Origin of the sequence: Mycobacterium ahvazicum (assembly GCF_900176255.2) — a bacterium.
In the GTDB taxonomy this organism is placed as follows: Bacteria; Actinomycetota; Actinomycetes; order Mycobacteriales; family Mycobacteriaceae; genus Mycobacterium; species Mycobacterium ahvazicum.
On the sequence record NZ_FXEG02000002.1, the window covers coordinates 1,134,736 to 1,152,894 of the forward strand.

The 18,159-nt window shown below is 64.9% G+C and carries 19 protein-coding genes; 12 read left to right on the plus strand and 7 right to left on the minus strand.

What is annotated here, in order from left to right:
• Positions 1–101: 101 nt before the first annotated feature.
• Positions 102–716, minus strand: coding sequence for a dihydrofolate reductase family protein (locus MAAFP003_RS07685; RefSeq protein WP_096285812.1), 615 nt, complete (start codon positions 714–716; stop codon positions 102–104).
• Positions 717–880: 164 nt separating this feature from the next.
• Between MAAFP003_RS07685 and MAAFP003_RS07690 the strand changes: the two genes are divergently transcribed.
• From MAAFP003_RS07690 to MAAFP003_RS07700, 3 genes are all read left to right on the plus strand, one after another.
• On the plus strand, positions 881–1,627 hold the full coding sequence (locus MAAFP003_RS07690) for a TetR/AcrR family transcriptional regulator (protein ID WP_096290952.1): 747 nt from the start codon (positions 881–883) through the stop codon (positions 1,625–1,627).
• A gap of 168 nt (positions 1,628–1,795) precedes the next feature.
• On the plus strand, positions 1,796–3,349 hold the full coding sequence (locus MAAFP003_RS07695; RefSeq protein ID WP_096290953.1) for a flavin-containing monooxygenase: 1,554 nt from the start codon (positions 1,796–1,798) through the stop codon (positions 3,347–3,349).
• A gap of 72 nt (positions 3,350–3,421) precedes the next feature.
• Positions 3,422–3,880, plus strand: coding sequence for a universal stress protein (locus MAAFP003_RS07700; RefSeq protein WP_096285813.1), 459 nt, complete (start codon positions 3,422–3,424; stop codon positions 3,878–3,880).
• An 8-nt stretch (positions 3,881–3,888) separates the two neighbouring features.
• On the opposite strand, the gene MAAFP003_RS07705 is transcribed toward MAAFP003_RS07700, so the two are convergent.
• The gene (locus MAAFP003_RS07705; protein ID WP_096290954.1) at positions 3,889–4,812 is read right to left on the minus strand and encodes an SDR family NAD(P)-dependent oxidoreductase; all 924 of its coding nucleotides are present in this window, start codon (positions 4,810–4,812) and stop codon (positions 3,889–3,891) included.
• A 102-nt stretch (positions 4,813–4,914) separates the two neighbouring features.
• Between MAAFP003_RS07705 and MAAFP003_RS07710 the strand changes: the two genes are divergently transcribed.
• Positions 4,915–5,487 (plus strand): TetR/AcrR family transcriptional regulator, encoded by a 573-nt coding sequence (locus MAAFP003_RS07710; protein ID WP_096285815.1) that lies wholly within the window; start codon positions 4,915–4,917, stop codon positions 5,485–5,487.
• Here MAAFP003_RS07710 and MAAFP003_RS07715 read toward each other — a convergent pair.
• Complete coding sequence (locus MAAFP003_RS07715; RefSeq protein ID WP_096285817.1) at positions 5,470–6,012, minus strand: TetR family transcriptional regulator; 543 nt, start codon at positions 6,010–6,012, stop codon at positions 5,470–5,472. The genes MAAFP003_RS07710 and MAAFP003_RS07715 overlap by 18 nt on opposite strands.
• Positions 5,996–6,442: an SRPBCC family protein gene (locus MAAFP003_RS07720; RefSeq protein WP_096285819.1), complete on the minus strand. Its 447-nt coding sequence runs from the start codon at positions 6,440–6,442 to the stop codon at positions 5,996–5,998. The genes MAAFP003_RS07715 and MAAFP003_RS07720 overlap by 17 nt, the downstream gene beginning before the upstream one ends.
• A 152-nt stretch (positions 6,443–6,594) precedes the next feature.
• Here MAAFP003_RS07720 and MAAFP003_RS07725 point away from each other — a divergent pair, with 152 nt between their 5' ends.
• On the plus strand, positions 6,595–7,191 hold the full coding sequence (locus tag MAAFP003_RS07725; RefSeq protein ID WP_096285821.1) for a hypothetical protein: 597 nt from the start codon (positions 6,595–6,597) through the stop codon (positions 7,189–7,191).
• Here the strand turns inward: MAAFP003_RS07725 and MAAFP003_RS07730 are convergent.
• On the minus strand, positions 7,178–8,788 hold the full coding sequence (locus MAAFP003_RS07730) for a phytoene desaturase family protein (protein WP_165796329.1): 1,611 nt from the start codon (positions 8,786–8,788) through the stop codon (positions 7,178–7,180). The genes MAAFP003_RS07725 and MAAFP003_RS07730 overlap by 14 nt on opposite strands.
• A 92-nt stretch (positions 8,789–8,880) precedes the next feature.
• Between MAAFP003_RS07730 and MAAFP003_RS07735 the strand changes: the two genes are divergently transcribed.
• The 6 genes from MAAFP003_RS07735 to MAAFP003_RS07765 all read left to right on the plus strand — a co-directional run bounded on the left by MAAFP003_RS07735 (position 8,881) and on the right by MAAFP003_RS07765 (position 13,967).
• Positions 8,881–9,492 (plus strand): TetR/AcrR family transcriptional regulator, encoded by a 612-nt coding sequence (locus MAAFP003_RS07735; protein ID WP_133160830.1) that lies wholly within the window; start codon positions 8,881–8,883, stop codon positions 9,490–9,492.
• 150 nt (positions 9,493–9,642) lie between these two features.
• On the plus strand, positions 9,643–10,650 hold the full coding sequence (locus MAAFP003_RS07740; protein WP_133160831.1) for a YncE family protein: 1,008 nt from the start codon (positions 9,643–9,645) through the stop codon (positions 10,648–10,650).
• Positions 10,651–10,848: 198 nt separating this feature from the next.
• Positions 10,849–11,823 (plus strand): class 1b ribonucleoside-diphosphate reductase subunit beta, encoded by a 975-nt coding sequence (gene nrdF, locus MAAFP003_RS07745; RefSeq protein ID WP_207768481.1) that lies wholly within the window; start codon positions 10,849–10,851, stop codon positions 11,821–11,823.
• Between the two features lie 50 nt (positions 11,824–11,873).
• A complete protein-coding gene (locus tag MAAFP003_RS07750) occupies positions 11,874–12,362 on the plus strand; it encodes a hypothetical protein (protein ID WP_096285828.1) in 489 nt (162 codons plus the stop codon).
• Between the two features lie 63 nt (positions 12,363–12,425).
• The gene (locus tag MAAFP003_RS07755) at positions 12,426–13,202 is read left to right on the plus strand and encodes a pentapeptide repeat-containing protein (RefSeq protein WP_096285830.1); all 777 of its coding nucleotides are present in this window, start codon (positions 12,426–12,428) and stop codon (positions 13,200–13,202) included.
• Between the two features lie 339 nt (positions 13,203–13,541).
• Positions 13,542–13,967 (plus strand): DUF3349 domain-containing protein, encoded by a 426-nt coding sequence (locus MAAFP003_RS07765; RefSeq protein WP_243393819.1) that lies wholly within the window; start codon positions 13,542–13,544, stop codon positions 13,965–13,967.
• Here the strand turns inward: MAAFP003_RS07765 and MAAFP003_RS07770 are convergent.
• Positions 13,956–14,996 (minus strand): NAD(P)-dependent alcohol dehydrogenase, encoded by a 1,041-nt coding sequence (locus tag MAAFP003_RS07770; protein ID WP_096285834.1) that lies wholly within the window; start codon positions 14,994–14,996, stop codon positions 13,956–13,958. The genes MAAFP003_RS07765 and MAAFP003_RS07770 overlap by 12 nt on opposite strands.
• Positions 14,997–15,120: 124 nt before the next feature.
• Positions 15,121–16,200 carry an iron-siderophore ABC transporter substrate-binding protein gene (locus tag MAAFP003_RS07775; protein WP_096290957.1) on the minus strand — a complete coding sequence of 360 codons (1,080 nt, stop codon included), beginning with the start codon at positions 16,198–16,200 and terminating at the stop codon, positions 15,121–15,123.
• 213 nt (positions 16,201–16,413) lie between these two features.
• Here MAAFP003_RS07775 and ctaD point away from each other — a divergent pair, with 213 nt between their 5' ends.
• The gene (gene ctaD, locus MAAFP003_RS07780) at positions 16,414–18,156 is read left to right on the plus strand and encodes an aa3-type cytochrome oxidase subunit I (protein WP_096290956.1); all 1,743 of its coding nucleotides are present in this window, start codon (positions 16,414–16,416) and stop codon (positions 18,154–18,156) included.
• Positions 18,157–18,159 lie beyond the last annotated feature (3 nt).

Genomic DNA, 18,159 nt, shown 5'->3' on the forward strand with positions numbered 1-18,159 from the left:
AGCCGCGGCGAGTGTGAATCTGGCGACGGCTCAACGGCGTGTCGCGTGGTCAGATGCACACTCGGGGTGGGTAGCCCCCATCAGTTGTAACTGTCGTCTCGTCATCGGACGACGCGGTAGCGCAGATGCGCTACGCCGGGAGCCTCGAGCACCCGAACCAGTTCGAGTTGTGGCCGACCTGACGCAAAGCCATCGAGTAGGCGCTCGCCGGATCCGAGGATCACCGGGTTTACCTGAAGATCGATCTCGTCGACGATCCCCGCCTCGATCGCCTGTCGGGCGCAGGAAGCGCCTCCCGCGATGGAGATGGGTCGGTCGCCGGCGGCGGACCTGGCTTGGCCATATGCCGATTCGACCCCGTCGGTGACAAAGTGAAACGTTGTGCCACCGTCCATCTCGATGGGGTCCCGCGCGTAGTGGGTGAGCACGAACACCGGGCAGTGGTAGGGCGGGTCGGCGCCCCACCAACCCCGCCATTGCGAATCCCCCCAGTCGCCGCGCACCGGGCCGAACATGTTGCGGCCCATGATTGTTGCACCCATCCCGTCCAACATGTCGGCGACCACGCGCCGATTCACCGGATGATCCTTGGCGGAGCCCAGATGCCAATCGTGCAGGGCTCTGCCGCCAATGCCGAGCGGCTCGTCTTCGCTCTGCTCGGGTCCCGCAACGTAGCCGTCGGCGGAGATCGACATCGAAAGATTCGTTCTGGGCATACCCACTCCGACTCTGCCGCGCAGGAAAACTCACCGGTGAGGCGCGCCGAGTGTGACTCTGACGACGGTTTCACGGCGTGTCGCGTCGTGAGGTTCACTCTCGGCGGGGCGCGTACAAGGCAGTCTGCCCAGGTCAGCGGGCCCGGCGCGGTATGGGGCTTGATGTGGTGAGAGGGCCCCGACCTGCCAGACCCCACCCGAGCGTCAAGCCGGGAGCCAAGGTCGACGCGCGCAGCGAGCGGTGGCGTGAACATCGCAAGAAGGTGCGCGGCGAAATCGTCGAGGCGGCGTTTCGTGCGATCGACCGGCTGGGACCCGAACTGAGTGTGCGGGAGATCGCCGAAGAGGCCGGCACCGCCAAGCCGAAGATCTACCGCCACTTCCACGACAAGTCCGACCTCTTCCAGGCGATCGGCGAGCGGCTTCGCGACATGTTGTGGGCGGCGATCTTCCCCTCGATCGACCTGGCCACCGACTCGGCCCGCGAGATCGTCCGGCGCAGCGTCGACGAGTACGTCAACCTGGTCGACAAGCACCCCAACGTGTTGCGCGTGTTCATTTCGGCGCGCTCCGGAGCGACCACCGAGTCGACGGTGCGCACCCTCAACGAGGGCCGTCAGATCACGCTGACCATTGCCGACATGTTCGACAACGAGCTCAAGGACTTCAAGCTCGACCATGCCGCCTTCGAACTGGCCGCACACGCGGCCTTCGGATCGGCGGCGTCGTCCACCGAGTGGTGGCTGGGGGAACCCGGCAGCCCGCGACGCATGCCGCGCGATCAGTTTGTCGCCCACCTGACGACGATCATGATGGGGGTCATCGTCGGCACCGCCGAAGCGCTGGGCATCGCGGTCGACCCTGATCAGCCGGTGCACAGCGCCGTGCGGAGTAACCCCGCGGCCAGCTGAGGACTAAAGGCCCGTTGACATCAGCAGGGCTTTCGTCAAGACTCGGTCTCAATCGATACCGTCGGTACCGGGTATCCGCGTTAGCCGGCCCAAGGTAAACATGAGGTGCGGCGGCTAATGCACGAGCCGATAAGCCAATAGAAGGACCGATCCACTGTGACCGATGCATTGACACAAGCCGAAGCAAACCCAGTTTCGGGGCGTGAGGCCCCGGCACCGGTGCATACCCGCGCGCTGATCATCGGGACCGGGTTCTCCGGGCTGGGCATGGGGATCAAGCTGCAGCAGCAGGGCGTGGATTTCGTAATCCTGGAGAAAGCCGATGACGTCGGCGGCACTTGGCGCGACAACAGCTACCCCGGGTGCGCCTGCGACATCCCGTCACACCTGTACTCGTTCTCATTCGAGCCCAAGCCGGACTGGAAAAACCCGTTCTCCTACCAGCCCGAGATCTGGGACTACCTCAAGGGTGTCACCGAGAAGTACGGGCTGCGCCGCTACATCGAGTTCAATTCGCTGGTCGATCGCGGACATTGGGACGACGACGAACACCGCTGGCACGTGTTCACCACCGATGGACGCGAATACGTCGCCCAGTTCCTGATCTCGGGTGCCGGCGCGCTGCACATCCCGTCGATCCCCGAGATCGAGGGTCGCGACGAATTCCGCGGTCCCGCTTTCCATTCCGCCGAGTGGGACCACAGCGTAGACCTCACCGGCAAGCGGGTGGCAATGATCGGGACCGGCGCCAGCGCGATCCAGATCGTCCCCGAGATCGTCGGGCAGGTCGGCGAGCTTCAGCTGTACCAACGCACCCCGCCGTGGGTGGTCCCGCGGTCGAACCCCGACCTGCCGGTTGCGCTGCGCCGGGCCATGGAGAACGTGCCCGGGCTGCGCGCGCTGGTGCGGCTGGTCATCTACTGGGGACAGGAGGCGCTGGCATTCGGCATGACGAAGCGGCCGAACGCGCTGAAATTCATTGAGGCGTATTGCAAATACAACATCCGTCGCTCGGTCAAGGATCGCGAGCTGCGCCGCAAGCTGATCCCGAACTACCGCATCGGCTGCAAGCGAATTCTGAACTCGTCGACGTACTACCGTGCGGTCGCCGACCCGAAGACCGAACTGATCACCGACCGCATCACCCGGATCACGCCCGACGGGATCGTGACGGCCGATGGCACCGAACGCCCGGTGGACGTAATCGTCTACGGCACCGGCTTTCACGTCACCGACTCCTACACCTACGTCCAGATCAAAGGACGCCACGGTGAGGACCTGGTCGACCGCTGGAACCGGGAGGGCATCGGTGCGCACCGGGGAATCACCGTCGCAGACATGCCCAACCTGTTCTTCCTGCTGGGTCCCAACACCGGGCTGGGGCACAACTCGGTGGTGTTCATGATCGAGTCCCAGATCCGCTACGTCGCCGACGCGATCAAGAAGTGCGACAAATTCGGCGCGCAGGCGCTGGCGCCGACCCGCGCGGCGCAGGACAAGTTCAACGACGAGTTGCAGGAGCAGCTCAAGGGATCGGTGTGGAACAGCGGCGGTTGCAGCAGCTGGTATCTCGACGAGCACGGCAAGAACACCGTGCTGTGGGGCGGCTACACCTGGCAGTACTGGCGTTCCACCCACTCGGTCAAACCCGAGGAATATCAGTTCTTCGGCGTGCGCAGCGGGTCACGCGCACAGCGCTCCGCGGTGGCCGCGCAGGGCTGAACCCGCTGCTGAGACAAAACCGCAGTTCAGGACTCCCCAAAAGAAGTGGGCAGGCTTTAGACTCGGAGGTTTATGAGCGCGTATCAGACCGTCGTGGTCGGCACCGATGGCTCGGACTCGTCGCTGCGTGCGGTGGACCGCGCGGCCGCGATCGCGGCGGACGATGGGGCGAAATTGATCGTAGCGACGGCACATCCCCCCGTCGCTGAGGAACGCGGTCGCTACGCCATCCCGCCGGGGAGCGACCACGGTCAGGATTACCGGACCGTGGGCCAGGCCCCCTACTACGCGATCCTGCACAACGCCAGGGAGCGGGCCCACCAAGCCGGCGCCAAGAACGTGGAGGAGAAGGCGATCGTCGGCGCCCCCATCACTGCGCTGGTACAGCTCGCCGAGGAGGTCGGTGCCGACCTGCTGGTCGTCGGCAACGTCGGGCTCGCCAGCGTCGCGGGGCGGCTGCTGGGATCGGTCCCCTCCGAAGTCTCCCGCAGGGCCAAGATGGATGTCCTGATCGTCCACACCTCCGATTGAAGCATCGGCTAGGCGCCCACCGAAGTCGTTGCGGCGCTGGGCCTTTCGGTTGACTGCTTGGCGAAGGACCGAAGGTTCGAGCGCACGATCCGGTCCAAGACCCGGTCCGAGACGACGCGGCTGACCCGCACCAGGATCGCGGCGTCACGCCCGATCGTGTAGCGAGTCCGCGGCCGAGAAGCGGTGGCCGCCTTGGCGATGACTTTCGCGGCATGCCCGGCCGAAACGCCGACCTCGCCGAACGATCGGGCCTGTGCGGTGACGGCCGCGGCGAGGTCGCCATACCGGGCGAGTTGGGTGTCGGTCATGTTGGCCTGCAGCTCTTCGGCGGTGGCGATTCCACGTTCGGCCATTTCGGTCTTGACCGCGCCGGGCTCGACGACGACCACTTTGATGCCCAGTTCGGCGATCTCACGCCGTAGCGCGTCACTGACCGCCTCGAGGGCGAACTTCGAACCGGCGTAGGCGCCGTAAGTCGGCAAGACCACCTTTCCGCCGACGGAACTGATGTTCACGACGGTTCCGGCGCTGAGCAGTAGTGCCGGCAACAATGCCTGGGTCATCGCGATGTGACCGAACAGATTTACCTCGAACTGCTTGCGCCACTGAGTAATCGGCAAGGCTTCCACCGGGGCGTTGATCGCGATGCCGGCGTTGTTGATCAACGCGCGCAACGGGCGATGCAGTGGATCGTGGGCGACCCGCTCGGCGATCGCGGCCACGTCCGATTCCATGGTGATATCGAGAATCACGGGTTCTAACCCCTCGAGCCCGTCGGCCACTAACGCGTCGGCGTCGGCATCGCGGCGGACACCGGCCAACACATGAAAACCTCTGCAGGCCAGTTCTTTTGCCGTTGCCGCTCCGATGCCGGTGGAAGCACCGGTCACGACGACCAGTTCCTGACGGTCAATGCGGTTCGAGGAATTCATGACAATCTCCATCCGGTGGCGAGCCTTTGAGTTGACGTTGTCAACTGAAGTTAGGCGGTTGAGTTGACATTGTCAACTGGAGGGCTGGCTTATGCTCGGCGGGTGACGACACGCGCGGAGAGTGCTGCGGCGACCCGCCGCTCGCTGCTGGAGGCCGCCGAGGTGTTACTCGATCTCGGCGGAGTCGAAGCGGTGACGCTGCGCGAAGTCGGTGCCCGGGCTGGTGTTTCGCGCTCGGCGGCCTATCGCCACTTCGCCGACAAGGAGTCGCTGCTGGCGGTGGTGGCGATGAACGCCCTGAGCGAATTGGGCGACGCCCTGGAGTCATTGGTCAACAGCGACGATTCGCCCGAGGAGTGCTTGCGCACCGGGCTACTCTCGTTGATCGATATCGGCCGCACCCGGCCCCACCTGTACCGGTTGATGTTCACCCCGCCGGCGGGTGACCCGACCGAGGCGATGCGGGTGGCCCAGCGCGCGCAGGATTTATTTCTGGACATCGTGGGCCGCATCACCGGTCCGCAGCAGGCGAGCCGCTATGCAGCCCTGCTGTTGACCAGCGCCCACGGCATCACGGGTTTGGACCTGAGCGGTCACATGGATTTGGACAAGTGGCACACCGACGCCGCGGAGCTCGTCGACACTCTCATCTCGGTTCTACCCAAAGCGAAGTAAATCGGCGAAAGCCTGCGCGGCGGCGTCCACGCCGCGGTCGTCGTTGGTGGCGACCAGATCCAGCAGCAGACCCCGCGTGACGGCCAGGCCGAGCCTGGCCATCGCCGGGTCTGCCGTGCCTTTCGCGGCGGCATCCACCGCGCCCAACCAGTCGTTGACGGCATTGGGAACCATTCGGGCGAAGGGCTTTTCACCCTGGGCGGCGCGCGCGTAGCACTCGAAGAACAGGCGCTCCAGCCGGCGCAGCTCCGGCCGGCGCAGGTCGGCCCACATCGTGGTGAAGCCGTCGGCGGCGTCCGACGGCAACTCGGGGAGCAGCCCCATCTGGCGTTGCTCGACCTCCTCGACGACCGTCAGTAACAGTTCTTCTCGAGAACCGAAGTGGTGCAGCAACATTCGATGACTGGTGCCGACGGCGTCGGCTATCTGACGCAGGGAGCGGTCGCCGATGCCGCCGTCGGCGAATTCGTCGATCAGCGAGTTGAGGAGCTGCCGGCGCCGCGCCAGGTCAGGGGTGCGGGCCATGGGCCCGGCTGAGCTGCTCCGAGCGGGCCTTGAGTCCGTGGGCTTCCAGTTCGAGAAAGCGCTTGGTCTTCTTGGCCATCAGCCGCCCGACGAGCGCCCCGAGGACGCCGCCCTGGTCGAGTTGCTGGCGCACCAGCGTGCGGCCGTCCGGCTGACCGATGACATCGTGGCGGGCGCGGACCAGCACGCCAGGGGAGCGTTGCACCCACGTCCAGGATGACCCCGGTTCAAGCTCGGTAACCTGCCAGACCAGCTTCTGCATGCCGGGCTGCTTGATCGCGAACCGTTTGCCGATGGCCAGGACGGGTCCGTCCAGCCCGGTAAGCGAGGTCACGGACGCGGTCCAGTCGGGCCAGTGCTCGACATCGGTGAAGACATCCCATACCAACTGCGCCGCCGCATCGATCTCGATGCTGTCTTCATCAAACATGTACCAGATGGTACATAAAACAGCACGTGCTGCCTAGGGCGCCCCGACCTTTCGGCCGATCAAATGAGTAGTGCACTACGCTATCGCGCTTGCTGGCCGCGAGATAAACCTTTTCCACACAACGGATTACACCTCACGAGAGGAGCACGACAATGTCGGATGTCATTGCGGCGGCTTCGCTGCCGAAGACGCTGGTGGCTCGCCTGCGAGAGCTCGAGAAGCGGCCTGGCTTGCAGGTGAACCGCATTCCGGTGCTGACCACAACAGTCGGTCAACGCGAGATTCTCGACACCGCGGGCGACGCGGTGGCGGATTTAAATGCTGCCCCGCTTGCGACGCTCGCCGTGCTGAGCCCGCGCCGGCCCGCGGTCGACGGAGTCGCGTGGCTCGATTTCGAGACCGTCGCCTACTACACGGCCGGCGCCAATGCTTTCGCGTCGGTCGGGACGTTCACGGGCAACCCGCAGTTTCAGCCCTATCTGCGGCTCACGCTGGCGCAGGCCCCGACGGGCCGCGGGGTCTTGGTCACCTGTCGGGCGACAAGCATCGCGGTAGGACCGCACTACCCCGGGTACTACCGCGTGGAAGGCCCTGGTGTGGCGGCCAGTTTCGAGGACACCGCCAGACCCACCACGTTCACCTTCGTCGTCCCGGCCGGCGGCAGCGGTCCTGTCGAAATCAAGATCTACACCGACGCCGACCGGATTCAGCTCTGGGCTTTCTACGACTGCACGATCACTCAGATGTAGTCGAGACCGGTCGTACCGCGATCCGTGCGTTGAGGTGCTCGAGTGCCGCTTCGGCGCCGTTCCACCCGGGGATGCCGGTGACTCCCGGGCCCGGATGGGTGCACTGGCCGCAGAGAAAGAGCCCGTCGACCGGAGTGGCGAACTTGTCGGCTCCCTCGACGACGCGACCGGTCCACAACTGGTTGGGCTGCAACAACCCATGCGAGTAGTCGCCGGCGTGTGCGCTGAATGTGCTGCCGAAGTAGCGGTTGGAGAAGACGACTCGGTTGGTCACCGAGTCGGCGAACCCGGGCGCGAACTTGTCGAAAATCCCGACGCAGGTGTCGGCGTATTGCTCTTTCCAGCTTCGGTTTTCGTCGGCGTCGAGCCCGGTGGGGAAGTAGGGCGTGAAAATCGTTGCGCTGTGCTTGCCTTCGGGCGCCAGCGACGAGTCGACCATGCTCGGTATGTACAGGTAGGTGGGAGGTGCATCGGGCAGCATGCCCTTGCGGTACTGCTCCCACGCGTCACTGATGTATTCCGGCGACGGCGCGTAAGCGACTGTCGGACACCACTGGCCGTTGTCGTGCAGGTAGGGCTGTAAGCGCTCGATCCATTGCGGCGCTTGGTCGATGGTGAGATGGGCCTGGATGTATCCCAGGTTGAAGTTGATCTCCTTGATCTTGCGGATGTAGTCGGGCGGAAAGTTCTGCGCGCCGGCCAGATTGACGAAGGTGGTGTATGGGTCCAGCGACGACAGCACCGCATCGGCGGAAATCGTTGTGCCATCCCGTAATTGGACCCCGGTGGCGCGTCCGTTCTCGACCAGGATCTCCTTGACGTGCTGTTTGCACTGTACTTCGGCGCCCAGCGACTCCGCGCGCCGGCACAGTGCGGTGCTCAGTGCGCCGATGCCGCCGCGCGGCATGATGTATTCGACGTTGCCGCCGCCGATCAGGTAGTGGTATAGCGTCGACGCATTCGAGCCTGGAGTCCAGGGTCCGCCGTCGAACGCGTCGATCGACATCGCGGCCAGCGAACCCTGGATGCAGCGCCCCTGGTCGGGTGCAAGGAATCGCCGGACGGTGTCCATCGTGCTGCCGTACCACATCTGGGCGAAGTCGTGCCGGTCCGCAGGCGTGGGCTGCGAGGCGATCACTTCGATGATGTCCAGCGGCGGACCGAACGCCGAGTCGACGAAGTAGGGCGCGAATCTTCCTATGTGCGCGAATAATCCGCCGAGCGCGGTCGCGACGTCGGCCCCGTGATCCTCGAGGAGATGGCGCCCCATCCGCTCCAAGTCGTTGTACATCACGAACGGGGTGTCTTCGGCTTCAGTGCCGGGGCCGAACGTGCACGTCGACGTCCACTGATCCATCAGCTCGAAGCCCCACCGCGTGAGCTCCAGCCGTTCGGTCATCTCCTGGCGCCAGATCAGCACGGCCCAGGCACCGACGCTGTGCTTGTAGCCGTCGAAGAGTTCGCGGGTCGCGGCCATGCCGCCGAGGAAGTGGGCGCGTTCCAGGACCAGGACTTTCGCGCCGTTCTTGGCCAGCACATTCGCGGCAACTAATCCGTTGTGACCTGCTCCGATGACGATTGCGTCGTAGTCCGCCATGCTGACTCCTCGCTGCGTGATCCCCGGCTCCACGCACAATGTCATATCTGACATAGTTGCGTCAATGCTGACATTTGGTGTCTGCTTGCCTGGTGGAATCTCGTAGTCAGCGGACGCGGCAGGCCTTGATCCAGGCGGCGATGAAGCGCTTCGTCGCCGATGGCGTGCACCAGACCAGCGTGTCCGACATCGCCGCCGATGTCGGAGTCACCGAGCGCACCTTTTATCGGCACTTCCCGTCCAAGCACGCGGTGATCTTCGCGGACTACGACATCGGCTTCGAATGGTTCGCCCGCGCACTGGCTTTGCGTCCGCACGGTGAACCCGTCACCGCCTCGGTGCGAAAAGCCGTGGACGCCTTCCCTTTTGACTTCGCGATGGTCCGCGAGGCCGCCACCATCCGGTCGCGTGACCTCGACCAGGACATCATCACCACGCACATCGGGCGGATGCGCGATCAGGTCGCCGACGAGATCAGCCGGTTCATCCACGCGCGGTCGAAGCCGACCAGCTTGGCCGTTGAAGGCGCCATGATCGCCGACATCGCGTCGCACAGCCTGGCGACGGCGGTTTTCGCCTCGCTGGAGGCGTGGATGAGCAAAGCCGGCGAGGATATCGACGAGCTGAGCCGGCTGACCGACATCGCGCTCAGCGCGCTGGAAGACGGGCTCACGCACACCCTGCGCGAAGCCGGATTGGATTGACCAACGAAACCGCTTGCCGCCCAACACCGTCGGATTGATGCGGTCCGCTCGGGGTACCCGAAAACCGTGCAAGTGATCCGCAAGCTCTCATCGCAGGCCGTTGTCTGCCTCGCCACCGCGATGATGGCAGCCTGCGGTCACGATGCGGCCGTGCCGACGTCCGCGGGATCCACGACCACCGGCATGCTGCCGCCGGGGGTTGCGACCGAAGGCACCCGCCCGCCCGCGACCGGGCTACCGCCGGCGGCCGAACCGCTCAAGGGGCCACCCATTCCCCCCGACGGGCTCGTTGGGCGGACCATCCCGGTGGGACACCAGCCCGAAGGTGTGGTCGTGGACGCGTCAACGCGAACCGTCGCGGTTGCGACGCGCGACCCCAATGAACTGGTGCTGATCGATGCGGACTCGGGCGACATCACCGGCCGGGTTTCGCTGCCGGGGACGGTCCGGCATCTGCAGCTCGCCGCGCCCGGCGGTCCTGTGCTGGTCCCGGTCGAGACCGCCAATGCGTTGGTGCAAGTCGGCTTGCCGCAAGGGAAGCTATCGCCGCCCATCGTCACCGGCACCGCGCCGCATGATGCGGCTGAGGCGACCAATGGCACCGTCTTCGTCGCCAACGAACTCGGCGGCACCGTGGCGGTGTTGCGTCATGGCCAGATCGTGAAGGTCTTCACCGACAGTGTGCAGCCGGCCGGCACGGCGGCAGCTGGGACCACGGTGGGCGTGCTCGATGTGCGGAAGAACGACCTGACCGTGTACGACGCCGAGCGGTTGACCATCGTGGGATCCACGCCGGCCGGCGCGGGTCCTACTCATCTGGTCGTTGACCAGCACGGACGGATGATCGCGACCGATACCCGCGGCAACACGGTGCGGGTGTTCGCTGCGCTGCCCGCACCGCATGAGGTAGCGAGCATTGCTCAGCCGGGCGGACCGTACGGCATTGCCTACGACGCTGTGCGCGACCGGCTTTGGGTTGCCTCTTCGGGCACCAACGAAGTGATCGGCTACGACATGAACGGGCCCACTCCCGTTGAGCGACAACGAATCCGGACGGTACCGGACCCCTACACCGTGGGCGTCGACCCGAAAAGCGGTCGTCTGTTCGTGGCCGGCGTTTCCGGTGGAGTACTGCAAGTCATCGACACCGCGCCATAACCACGGCCTTGTGGGTTTGAAGGCGCCACCCGGAGCAGACGGCACAATGGATCTCGGAGGCGACGCGAACACTCCAACGTGGCCCGGGTTGCGACACGCAAACACAACTTCTTGTGTTACGGCAGGATGTCCGACCCCAGGGGTAGTGTCTGGAGCCTGACGTCCCTCCGGCAAAACAGTGTGTGAAGTGGGGTTCTGGTGACCGAAAACATGAAGCTGATCGACCGTGCTTCGGCGATCAACTGGAACCGGGTGCAAGACGAGAAAGACGCCGAGGTGTGGGACCGGCTGACCGGAAACTTCTGGTTGCCGGAGAAGGTGCCGGTGTCAAATGACATCCCGTCATGGGGGACGCTGACCGCCAACGAGAAACAGCTCACGATGCGCGTCTTCACCGGGCTGACGTTGCTCGACACCATCCAGGGCACCGTCGGCGCGGTCAGCCTGATTCCCGATGCGCTGACGCCGCACGAGCAGGCCGTCTACACCAACATCGCGTTCATGGAGTCGGTGCACGCCAAGAGCTACAGCTCGATCTTCTCCACGCTGTGCTCCACGAACGAGATCGACGACGCCTTCCGCTGGTCCGAGGAGAACCCCAACCTGCAGCGCAAGGCCGAGATCGTCATGGAGTACTACCGCGGCGACGAGCCGCTCAAGCGCAAGGTGGCCTCCACGCTGCTGGAAAGCTTCCTGTTCTACTCGGGCTTCTACCTGCCCATGTACTGGTCGAGCCGGGCCAAGCTGACCAACACCGCCGACATGATCCGGCTGATCATCCGCGACGAGGCGGTGCACGGTTATTACATCGGCTACAAGTTCCAGCGCGGGCTGGCGATGGTCGACGAGACCAAGCGCGCCGAGCTCAAGGACTACACCTACGAGCTGCTCTTCGAGCTGTACGACAACGAGGTGGAGTACACCCAGGACCTCTACGACGAGGTCGGGCTGACCGAGGACGTCAAAAAGTTCTTGCGCTACAACGCAAACAAGGCGCTGATGAACCTGGGCTACGAGGCGCTGTTCCCGCGCGACGAGACCGATGTGAACCCGGCTATCCTGTCGGCACTATCGCCGAACGCCGACGAGAACCACGACTTCTTCTCCGGTTCGGGGTCCTCCTACGTCATCGGCAAGGCCGTCGTCACCGAGGACGAGGACTGGGACTTCTAGATTCGCAGGCCGCGATGCCAGGGCCCGACAGATCCGGGCAGGATGGACAGGTGAGCGATGACGAGCCCGTCGGCGCGGCCGACTTCCGACGCGCCTTGGCGCTCATTCAGCACGGGGAGCGCGGCGACGAAGCCGGCATGCGCGTCGTCCTCGACGACGAGGTCATTCCAAGTGAACGGCTTCCGCAGCTGATCCGCGCCACCGTGTCGATCTTCTGGCAACTGGTGGCTCAGCTGTGTGAACCGCACGAAATCGCGGAGATCGGCCAAACCCTGACCCAGGCGTCCGGACTCGACGAGGTCGAGCTCGAACGCGACAACCGGTTGGTGGCCCGGATGGCGATGGCCCAACATGCGGGAGATCCCGGCGTCGAATACGAGGTGCTGGGCGACGCGGACGCCACGCCCGACGGTCTGGTCCGCCTCGCTCTGACCGCCGCGGGTGTCGTCTCGGCGATGCTGCCGCAATTGCGCACCGAGGTCGGCCGGCAATTGCTCAACAACCTGGCGATGCAGGCCCTGCGCGAAGAGAACCGCTAACGCGCAACTATCTCGATGCCCACATTTTGTGTGGTCTTCGGTGCTCGCCGATAGCCTGCGCCCATGGCACAGGCTGTGGTCGTCACCCATGCGCAAAGGCGGGCGTTATCCCTTAGCGGCGGATCCCGCAGGCCGCGGTGCACACGACCCGCGGTCGCGGGCCGCCCACGAGCCCGGCGCGTCGCACCGGCGACGCCGCCGCCCGTCTCGAATCCGCCACCTTCCGGCAAGCCGCGCAAACACCGCGAACTGCCCTGGTTTTTCAGCGAGCTCGTCATTCCCACCGTCGTCGCGCTGGTTACCGGCGCCATCGTGGCGGTGGGGACAATCAAGGGCCAGGCCCTGCTCGACGATGCTCGAGAGGACCGGGCATTGCGGCTGGAAAATCTCCGATTCGTACGCGACCACTCTGCCGTCGACCCCTATCAACCGCGGCCATTCGGGGGTCTTGATCTGCGCGGGCAACATCTGCGCGGACTTCAGCTGGCGCACGCCAACTTCGACGACGCGCAACTCGAGGGAGCGATATTCAATAACTCGAATCTGTCCGGCGCGAGTTTCAATTTTGCCCGTCTCGACCACGCGGATCTCGTTGCTGCGGATCTATCGGAAACTGAAATGAAAGGCACCAATTTGAGCGGCGCCGATCTGGACCGCGCCAATCTCACGGGGGCAATGTTCGATCAGACGGTGCTGTATCGCGCCAACCTGAAAACCGCCAATCTCAATGGTGCGGTGTTCAGATGCGTCCACTACGACGGTTCGACGTCGTGGCCACCGGGGTTCAACCCTCCGCCGCGCGACCAACCATGTGCGGCGGCCGAAGAGGTCCGCCGCTAGGCGTAGGAGCTTTCAGCTAATGCCGCAGACCCCGAGGCCGTCTGGGCAGTTGATGGTGCACCCCGCGGTCGTGACGGCGGCGAAGGTGAGAACCAGTGCGACGACGAGTTTGCTCGTGCGACGAGACATGACCACTCCGTTCTTCCGGGCTGGGCCCGGGCCGTTGTCGGCCCGCTCATCTTAATTCGCTGGAGCGGCAACGAGCACTGATTCGCCGGACGGCTCGTCGGCAGCCCGGCATTGGCGGGCTCCGGCACTAGATGTTCAGGTCGTGAACGGCATATGAATAGTCGCCATGGTCGTAGGCCACGGCACCATCCGTACCACGAGACTGAGGGGGTGTCGGAACATCACTCTCACAAGCACGCGAAATTTCTCAAGTCAGTGATCCGCTGGCTGGACGTCGGCTACCCGCAAGGCGTCCCCGGCCCGGACCAGGTGGCATTGTTCGCCCTGCTGCGGAGCACCCCCTTGACCGAAGAGCAGCTCGAAGAGGTCGCTCACAACATTGCCGCGAAGGAATCGCAGCCGGGAGCTGACGGCGTCGTTAGCAAGGACGAGATCGCCGAGTTCATCACCAAGACGACCCACCACGACCCGGGCAAAGAGAACATTCAGCGCGTCGCCGCCACGCTGGCAGCCGCCGGCTGGCCGCTGGCCGGTATCAGCGTCAGCGCGGTCGCGCCCGACGACGAGCACGCCGCCGCGGCCGAAGAGATCGCGTGCCGCCACGACGACGTGCCCGAGGGCGTCTCACAGGGTTGAGATGTCGATGACGAAGCGGTAGCGCACGTCGCTGGCGAGCACCCGTTCGTAGGCTTCGTTGACGTAAGCCGCTTCGATGACCTCGATTTCGGGGGTCACATCGTGCTCGGCGCAGAAGTCGAGCATCTCCTGGGTTTCGGCGATGCCGCCGATGTTCGACCCGGACAGGCTGCGGCGCGCCAGCGCCAGCGGGAACGCCCCGATTTCCATGGGGTGCTCGGGGATGCCCAATTCGACGAGCGTCCCGTCGACGTCGAGCAGGCCCACGTAGTCATCGAGCTTCAGGTTCGCCGAGACGGTGTTGAGAATCAGGTCGAAACTGCTGCGCAGCTTCTTGAAGGTGTCGCGGTCGGAGGTGGCGTAGTAGTTCTTGGCGCCCAGCCGCAGTCCGTCCTCCATCTTCTTCAGCGACTGCGACAAGACGCTCACCTCCGCACCCATCGCCGCGCCGAGCTTGACGCCCATGTGGCCGAGGCCACCCAGGCCGATGATCGCCAGCCTCGTGCCCGCCCCGGCCTTCCAATGGCGCAGCGGTGAGAACAGCGTGATGCCCGCGCACAGCAACGGTGCGGCTTTGTCCAGGGGCAACGACTTCGGAATGCTCAGGACGAAGTTCTCGTCGACGACGATTGCCTGGCTGTAGCCGCCGTAGGTCGGGGTGCCGTCCTTGTCGGTGGAGTTGTAGGTGAAAGTCGCGCCCCGCTTGCAGTACTGCTCCAGCCCGGCCTTGCAGCTGCTGCACTGGCCGCAGGAGTTGACCATGCAGCCCACGCCCACGTGGTCGCCCACCTTGTGCTTGGTCACCTCATCGCCGACGGCGGTGACCACACCGGCGATCTCATGGCCGACGACGACGGGGTAGTTCGGCACACCCCATTCGGATTTGGCGGTGTGGATGTCGGAGTGGCAAATGCCGGCGAATTTGATGTCGATTGCCACGTCGTGTGGCCCTGGGTCGCGGCGGGTGATCGTGGTCTTGGTCAACGGTTCCTTGGCCGACGTGGCGGCATACGCGGAAACAGTGCTCATTAGCAATTCCTCTTCGATTCGATTGCGTCCTAGAAAAGCTTAGCTAGGGTAAAGGTTTCAGGCCAATCGGACTGGACCCACGCATGAGCTTATGGCCATGTGTGCGTACACCGACCGGGTGGAGCTAATTGATCGCGGCGTTGACCAGGCGCAGGTCGTCGATGATGCCCCGGGCCGCGATCACGCCCTCCCCGGTCTGCCATACCTCGTCGTTGACGATGTAAACGCGGTTGTCGCGGTTCGCGGACAACTTGCGCCACGGGGCGCTGTCCAAGATCGTCGCGGCACGGTCGGCGGCAGCGCGGTTCGCGCACGACATATAGATCACGTCGGCCTCGGCCGCCGAGAAGTCCGCACCCTTGGCCAGGTCGGCGTCGCTGGCCCCGATCTCGAGGTAGGGCTTGTCGGTGAACCGCTGGGACGCCGGCCGGTCCACCCCGACCGCGCTGAGCACACTGGCCGGAAAGTTGTTGGCGCCGTAAATCCGCAGGCTGTTGACCGTCAGCTGGACGACCGAAGCCTGGAAGTGGGCCGCGTCGTGGGAGGCGCCGATCTGGTTGGCGCGCTGGGTGAAACCGCTGATCAACCCGTCGACGGCACCGCTGCGCGCCGTCGCGCCGCCGACAATGCGCAGGTTGTCCTGCCAGGCTCCGCCCGGTGCGGCGGTGAACACCGTCGGGGCGATCGCTGCCAACTTTGGATACGTCCGCGGTGTCAGCGCTACCGAGCCCAGGATCAGATCCGGGTGCAGTGCGGCGATCGCGCGCAGGTCGGGGTTGCTGCGGGTCCCCACACCGGGCAATGCGTGGACGGCCTCGCCCAGATAGGACGGCTGACTCGAGGAATCGTCCGGCAGGGCGGCGGCGACCACCCGCGACTGCAGGCCCAGTGCGCAGACGGCATCGAGCTGATCGCCGGTGAGCACCACGATGCGCTGCGCCTCCGCGGGCACCTGGACCGAGTCGGGAGTGACCCCCGCGGCGTTGTGGGCCTGCCGGGTCGCCGGCCCGGGATCGGCCGGTGCCGCATCCCGCGCGCACGACTCGTCGGGCTTGCGGTCATTGCCCAGCACCCCGGCCCCTGCGATTTGTGTGGTGGGGGTGACCAGCGACCGCGTCGACGATCCCTTGGGGCCGGGCTGCCCGGACCCGCAACCACCGCACGCCACGACCGCGGCCGCCGCGATCGCTGCGACGGCCACCAGACGTCGGTCGACGGGCCTCGGGGTGGGTCGCCTACCGCCTGATTGCACGCGTTCGACGCTAACATCCGGCCAGTTGGGAACCGGTCTGCCGACGCGGCCCGGCGTCCGCGATGAGCCAATTACGACAGTTTGTAGGACCAGCACTGCCAGCGGCTTGATCGGGCGCTAAGATTCGGGGGAACCCCTGTCTGGGATGGATGTTTGGAGGAGCTGTTGACAGCCGAAGCGCCCCCGTTGGGAGAACTCGAGGCCGTGCGGCCGTACCCGGCCCGGACTGGTCCCAAAGGGAACCTGATCTACAAACTGATCACCACGACCGATCACAAGCTGATCGGCATCATGTACGTCGTCACCTGCTTCGCCTTCTTCTTGATCGGCGGGTTGCTGGCGCTGCTGATGCGTGCCGAGTTGGCCGCGCCGGGTCTGCAGTTCTTGTCGAATGAGCAGTACAACCAGCTGTTCACCATGCACGGCACGATCATGCTGCTGTTCTATGCGACCCCGGTCGTGTTCGGTTTCGCCAACCTGGTGCTGCCGATCCAGATCGGTGCGCCCGACGTGGCGTTCCCGCGGCTGAACGCCTTCTCGTACTGGCTGTTCTTGTTCGGCGCCACGATCGCGATGGCCGGTTTCATCACGCCGGGCGGCGCCGCCGACTTCGGCTGGACCGCCTACACCCCGCTCACCGACGCGATCCACTCTCCGGGCGCGGGCGGGGATCTGTGGATCATGGGCCTGGCCGTCGCGGGTCTGGGCACCATCCTGGGCGCGGTCAACATGATCACCACCGTGGTGTGCATGCGGGCACCCGGCATGACGATGTTCCGGATGCCGATTTTCACCTGGAACATCCTGGTGACCTCGATCCTGATTCTGATCGCGTTCCCGCTGCTGACCGCGGCGCTGTTCGGACTGGCCGCCGACCGTCACCTAGGTGCCCACATCTATGACTCGGCCAACGGCGGAGTTCTGTTGTGGCAGCACCTGTTCTGGTTCTTCGGGCACCCCGAGGTGTACATCATCGCGCTGCCGTTCTTCGGCATCGTTTCGGAGATCTTCCCGGTCTTCGCCCGTAAGCCGATCTTCGGTTACACCACGCTGGTCTACGCGACGTTGTCGATCGCCGCGCTGTCCGTCGCGGTGTGGGCCCACCACATGTTCGCCACCGGAGCCGTTCTGCTGCCGTTCTTCTCGTTCATGACGTACCTGATCGCGGTGCCGACCGGAATCAAGTTCTTCAACTGGATCGGCACGATGTGGAAGGGCCAGTTGACGTTTGAGACGCCGATGCTGTTCTCGGTCGGCTTCATGGTCACCTTCCTGCTGGGCGGCCTGACCGGCGTGCTGCTGGCCAGCCCGCCGCTGGACTTTCACGTGACCGACAGCTATTTCGTGGTCGCGCACTTCCACTACGTGCTGTTCGGCACGATCGTGTTCGCCACCTACGCCGGAATCTACTTCTGGTTCCCGAAGATGACCGGCCGGCTGCTCGACGAACGCCTGGGCAAGCTGCACTTCTGGTTGACGTTCATCGGCTTCCACACCACCTTCCTGGTGCAGCACTGGCTGGGCGATCAGGGTATGCCGCGCCGCTACGCCGACTACCTGGCCACCGACGGCTTCCAGGGCCTGAACATCGTCTCGACGGTGGGCGCATTTATTCTGGGCGCCTCGATGTTCCCGTTCGTGTGGAACGTCTTCAAGAGCTGGCGCTACGGCGAAGTGGTCACCGTCGACGACCCGTGGGGTTACGGCAACTCGCTGGAGTGGGCGACCAGTTGCCCGCCGCCGCGGCACAACTTCACCGAACTGCCCCGAATCCGTTCGGAGCGGCCGGCTTTCGAGTTGCACTACCCACACATGGTGGAGCGCATGCGCGCCGAGTCGCACGTCGGCCGGGCGCACGGAAAAGAAGGCCACGACGTCACACGACTCGACGTCGAAGTCCGCAGCTAATGG

Coding starts and splice junctions, on each gene's coding strand:
- MAAFP003_RS07715 (WP_096285817.1), bottom strand. CDS start 6,012: ATGGCCCGCACCCCTGACCTGGCGCGGCGCCGGCAGCTCCTCAACTCG.
- MAAFP003_RS07770 (WP_096285834.1), bottom strand. CDS start 14,996: ATGAGCACTGTTTCCGCGTATGCCGCCACGTCGGCCAAGGAACCGTTG.
- MAAFP003_RS07730 (WP_165796329.1), bottom strand. CDS start 8,788: ATGGCGGACTACGACGCAATCGTCATCGGAGCAGGTCACAACGGATTA.
- MAAFP003_RS07720 (WP_096285819.1), bottom strand. CDS start 6,442: ATGTTTGATGAAGACAGCATCGAGATCGATGCGGCGGCGCAGTTGGTA.
- MAAFP003_RS07725 (WP_096285821.1), top strand. CDS start 6,595: ATGTCGGATGTCATTGCGGCGGCTTCGCTGCCGAAGACGCTGGTGGCT.
- MAAFP003_RS07700 (WP_096285813.1), top strand. CDS start 3,422: ATGAGCGCGTATCAGACCGTCGTGGTCGGCACCGATGGCTCGGACTCG.
- MAAFP003_RS07755 (WP_096285830.1), top strand. CDS start 12,426: ATGGCACAGGCTGTGGTCGTCACCCATGCGCAAAGGCGGGCGTTATCC.
- MAAFP003_RS07685 (WP_096285812.1), bottom strand. CDS start 716: ATGCCCAGAACGAATCTTTCGATGTCGATCTCCGCCGACGGCTACGTT.
- MAAFP003_RS07705 (WP_096290954.1), bottom strand. CDS start 4,812: ATGAATTCCTCGAACCGCATTGACCGTCAGGAACTGGTCGTCGTGACC.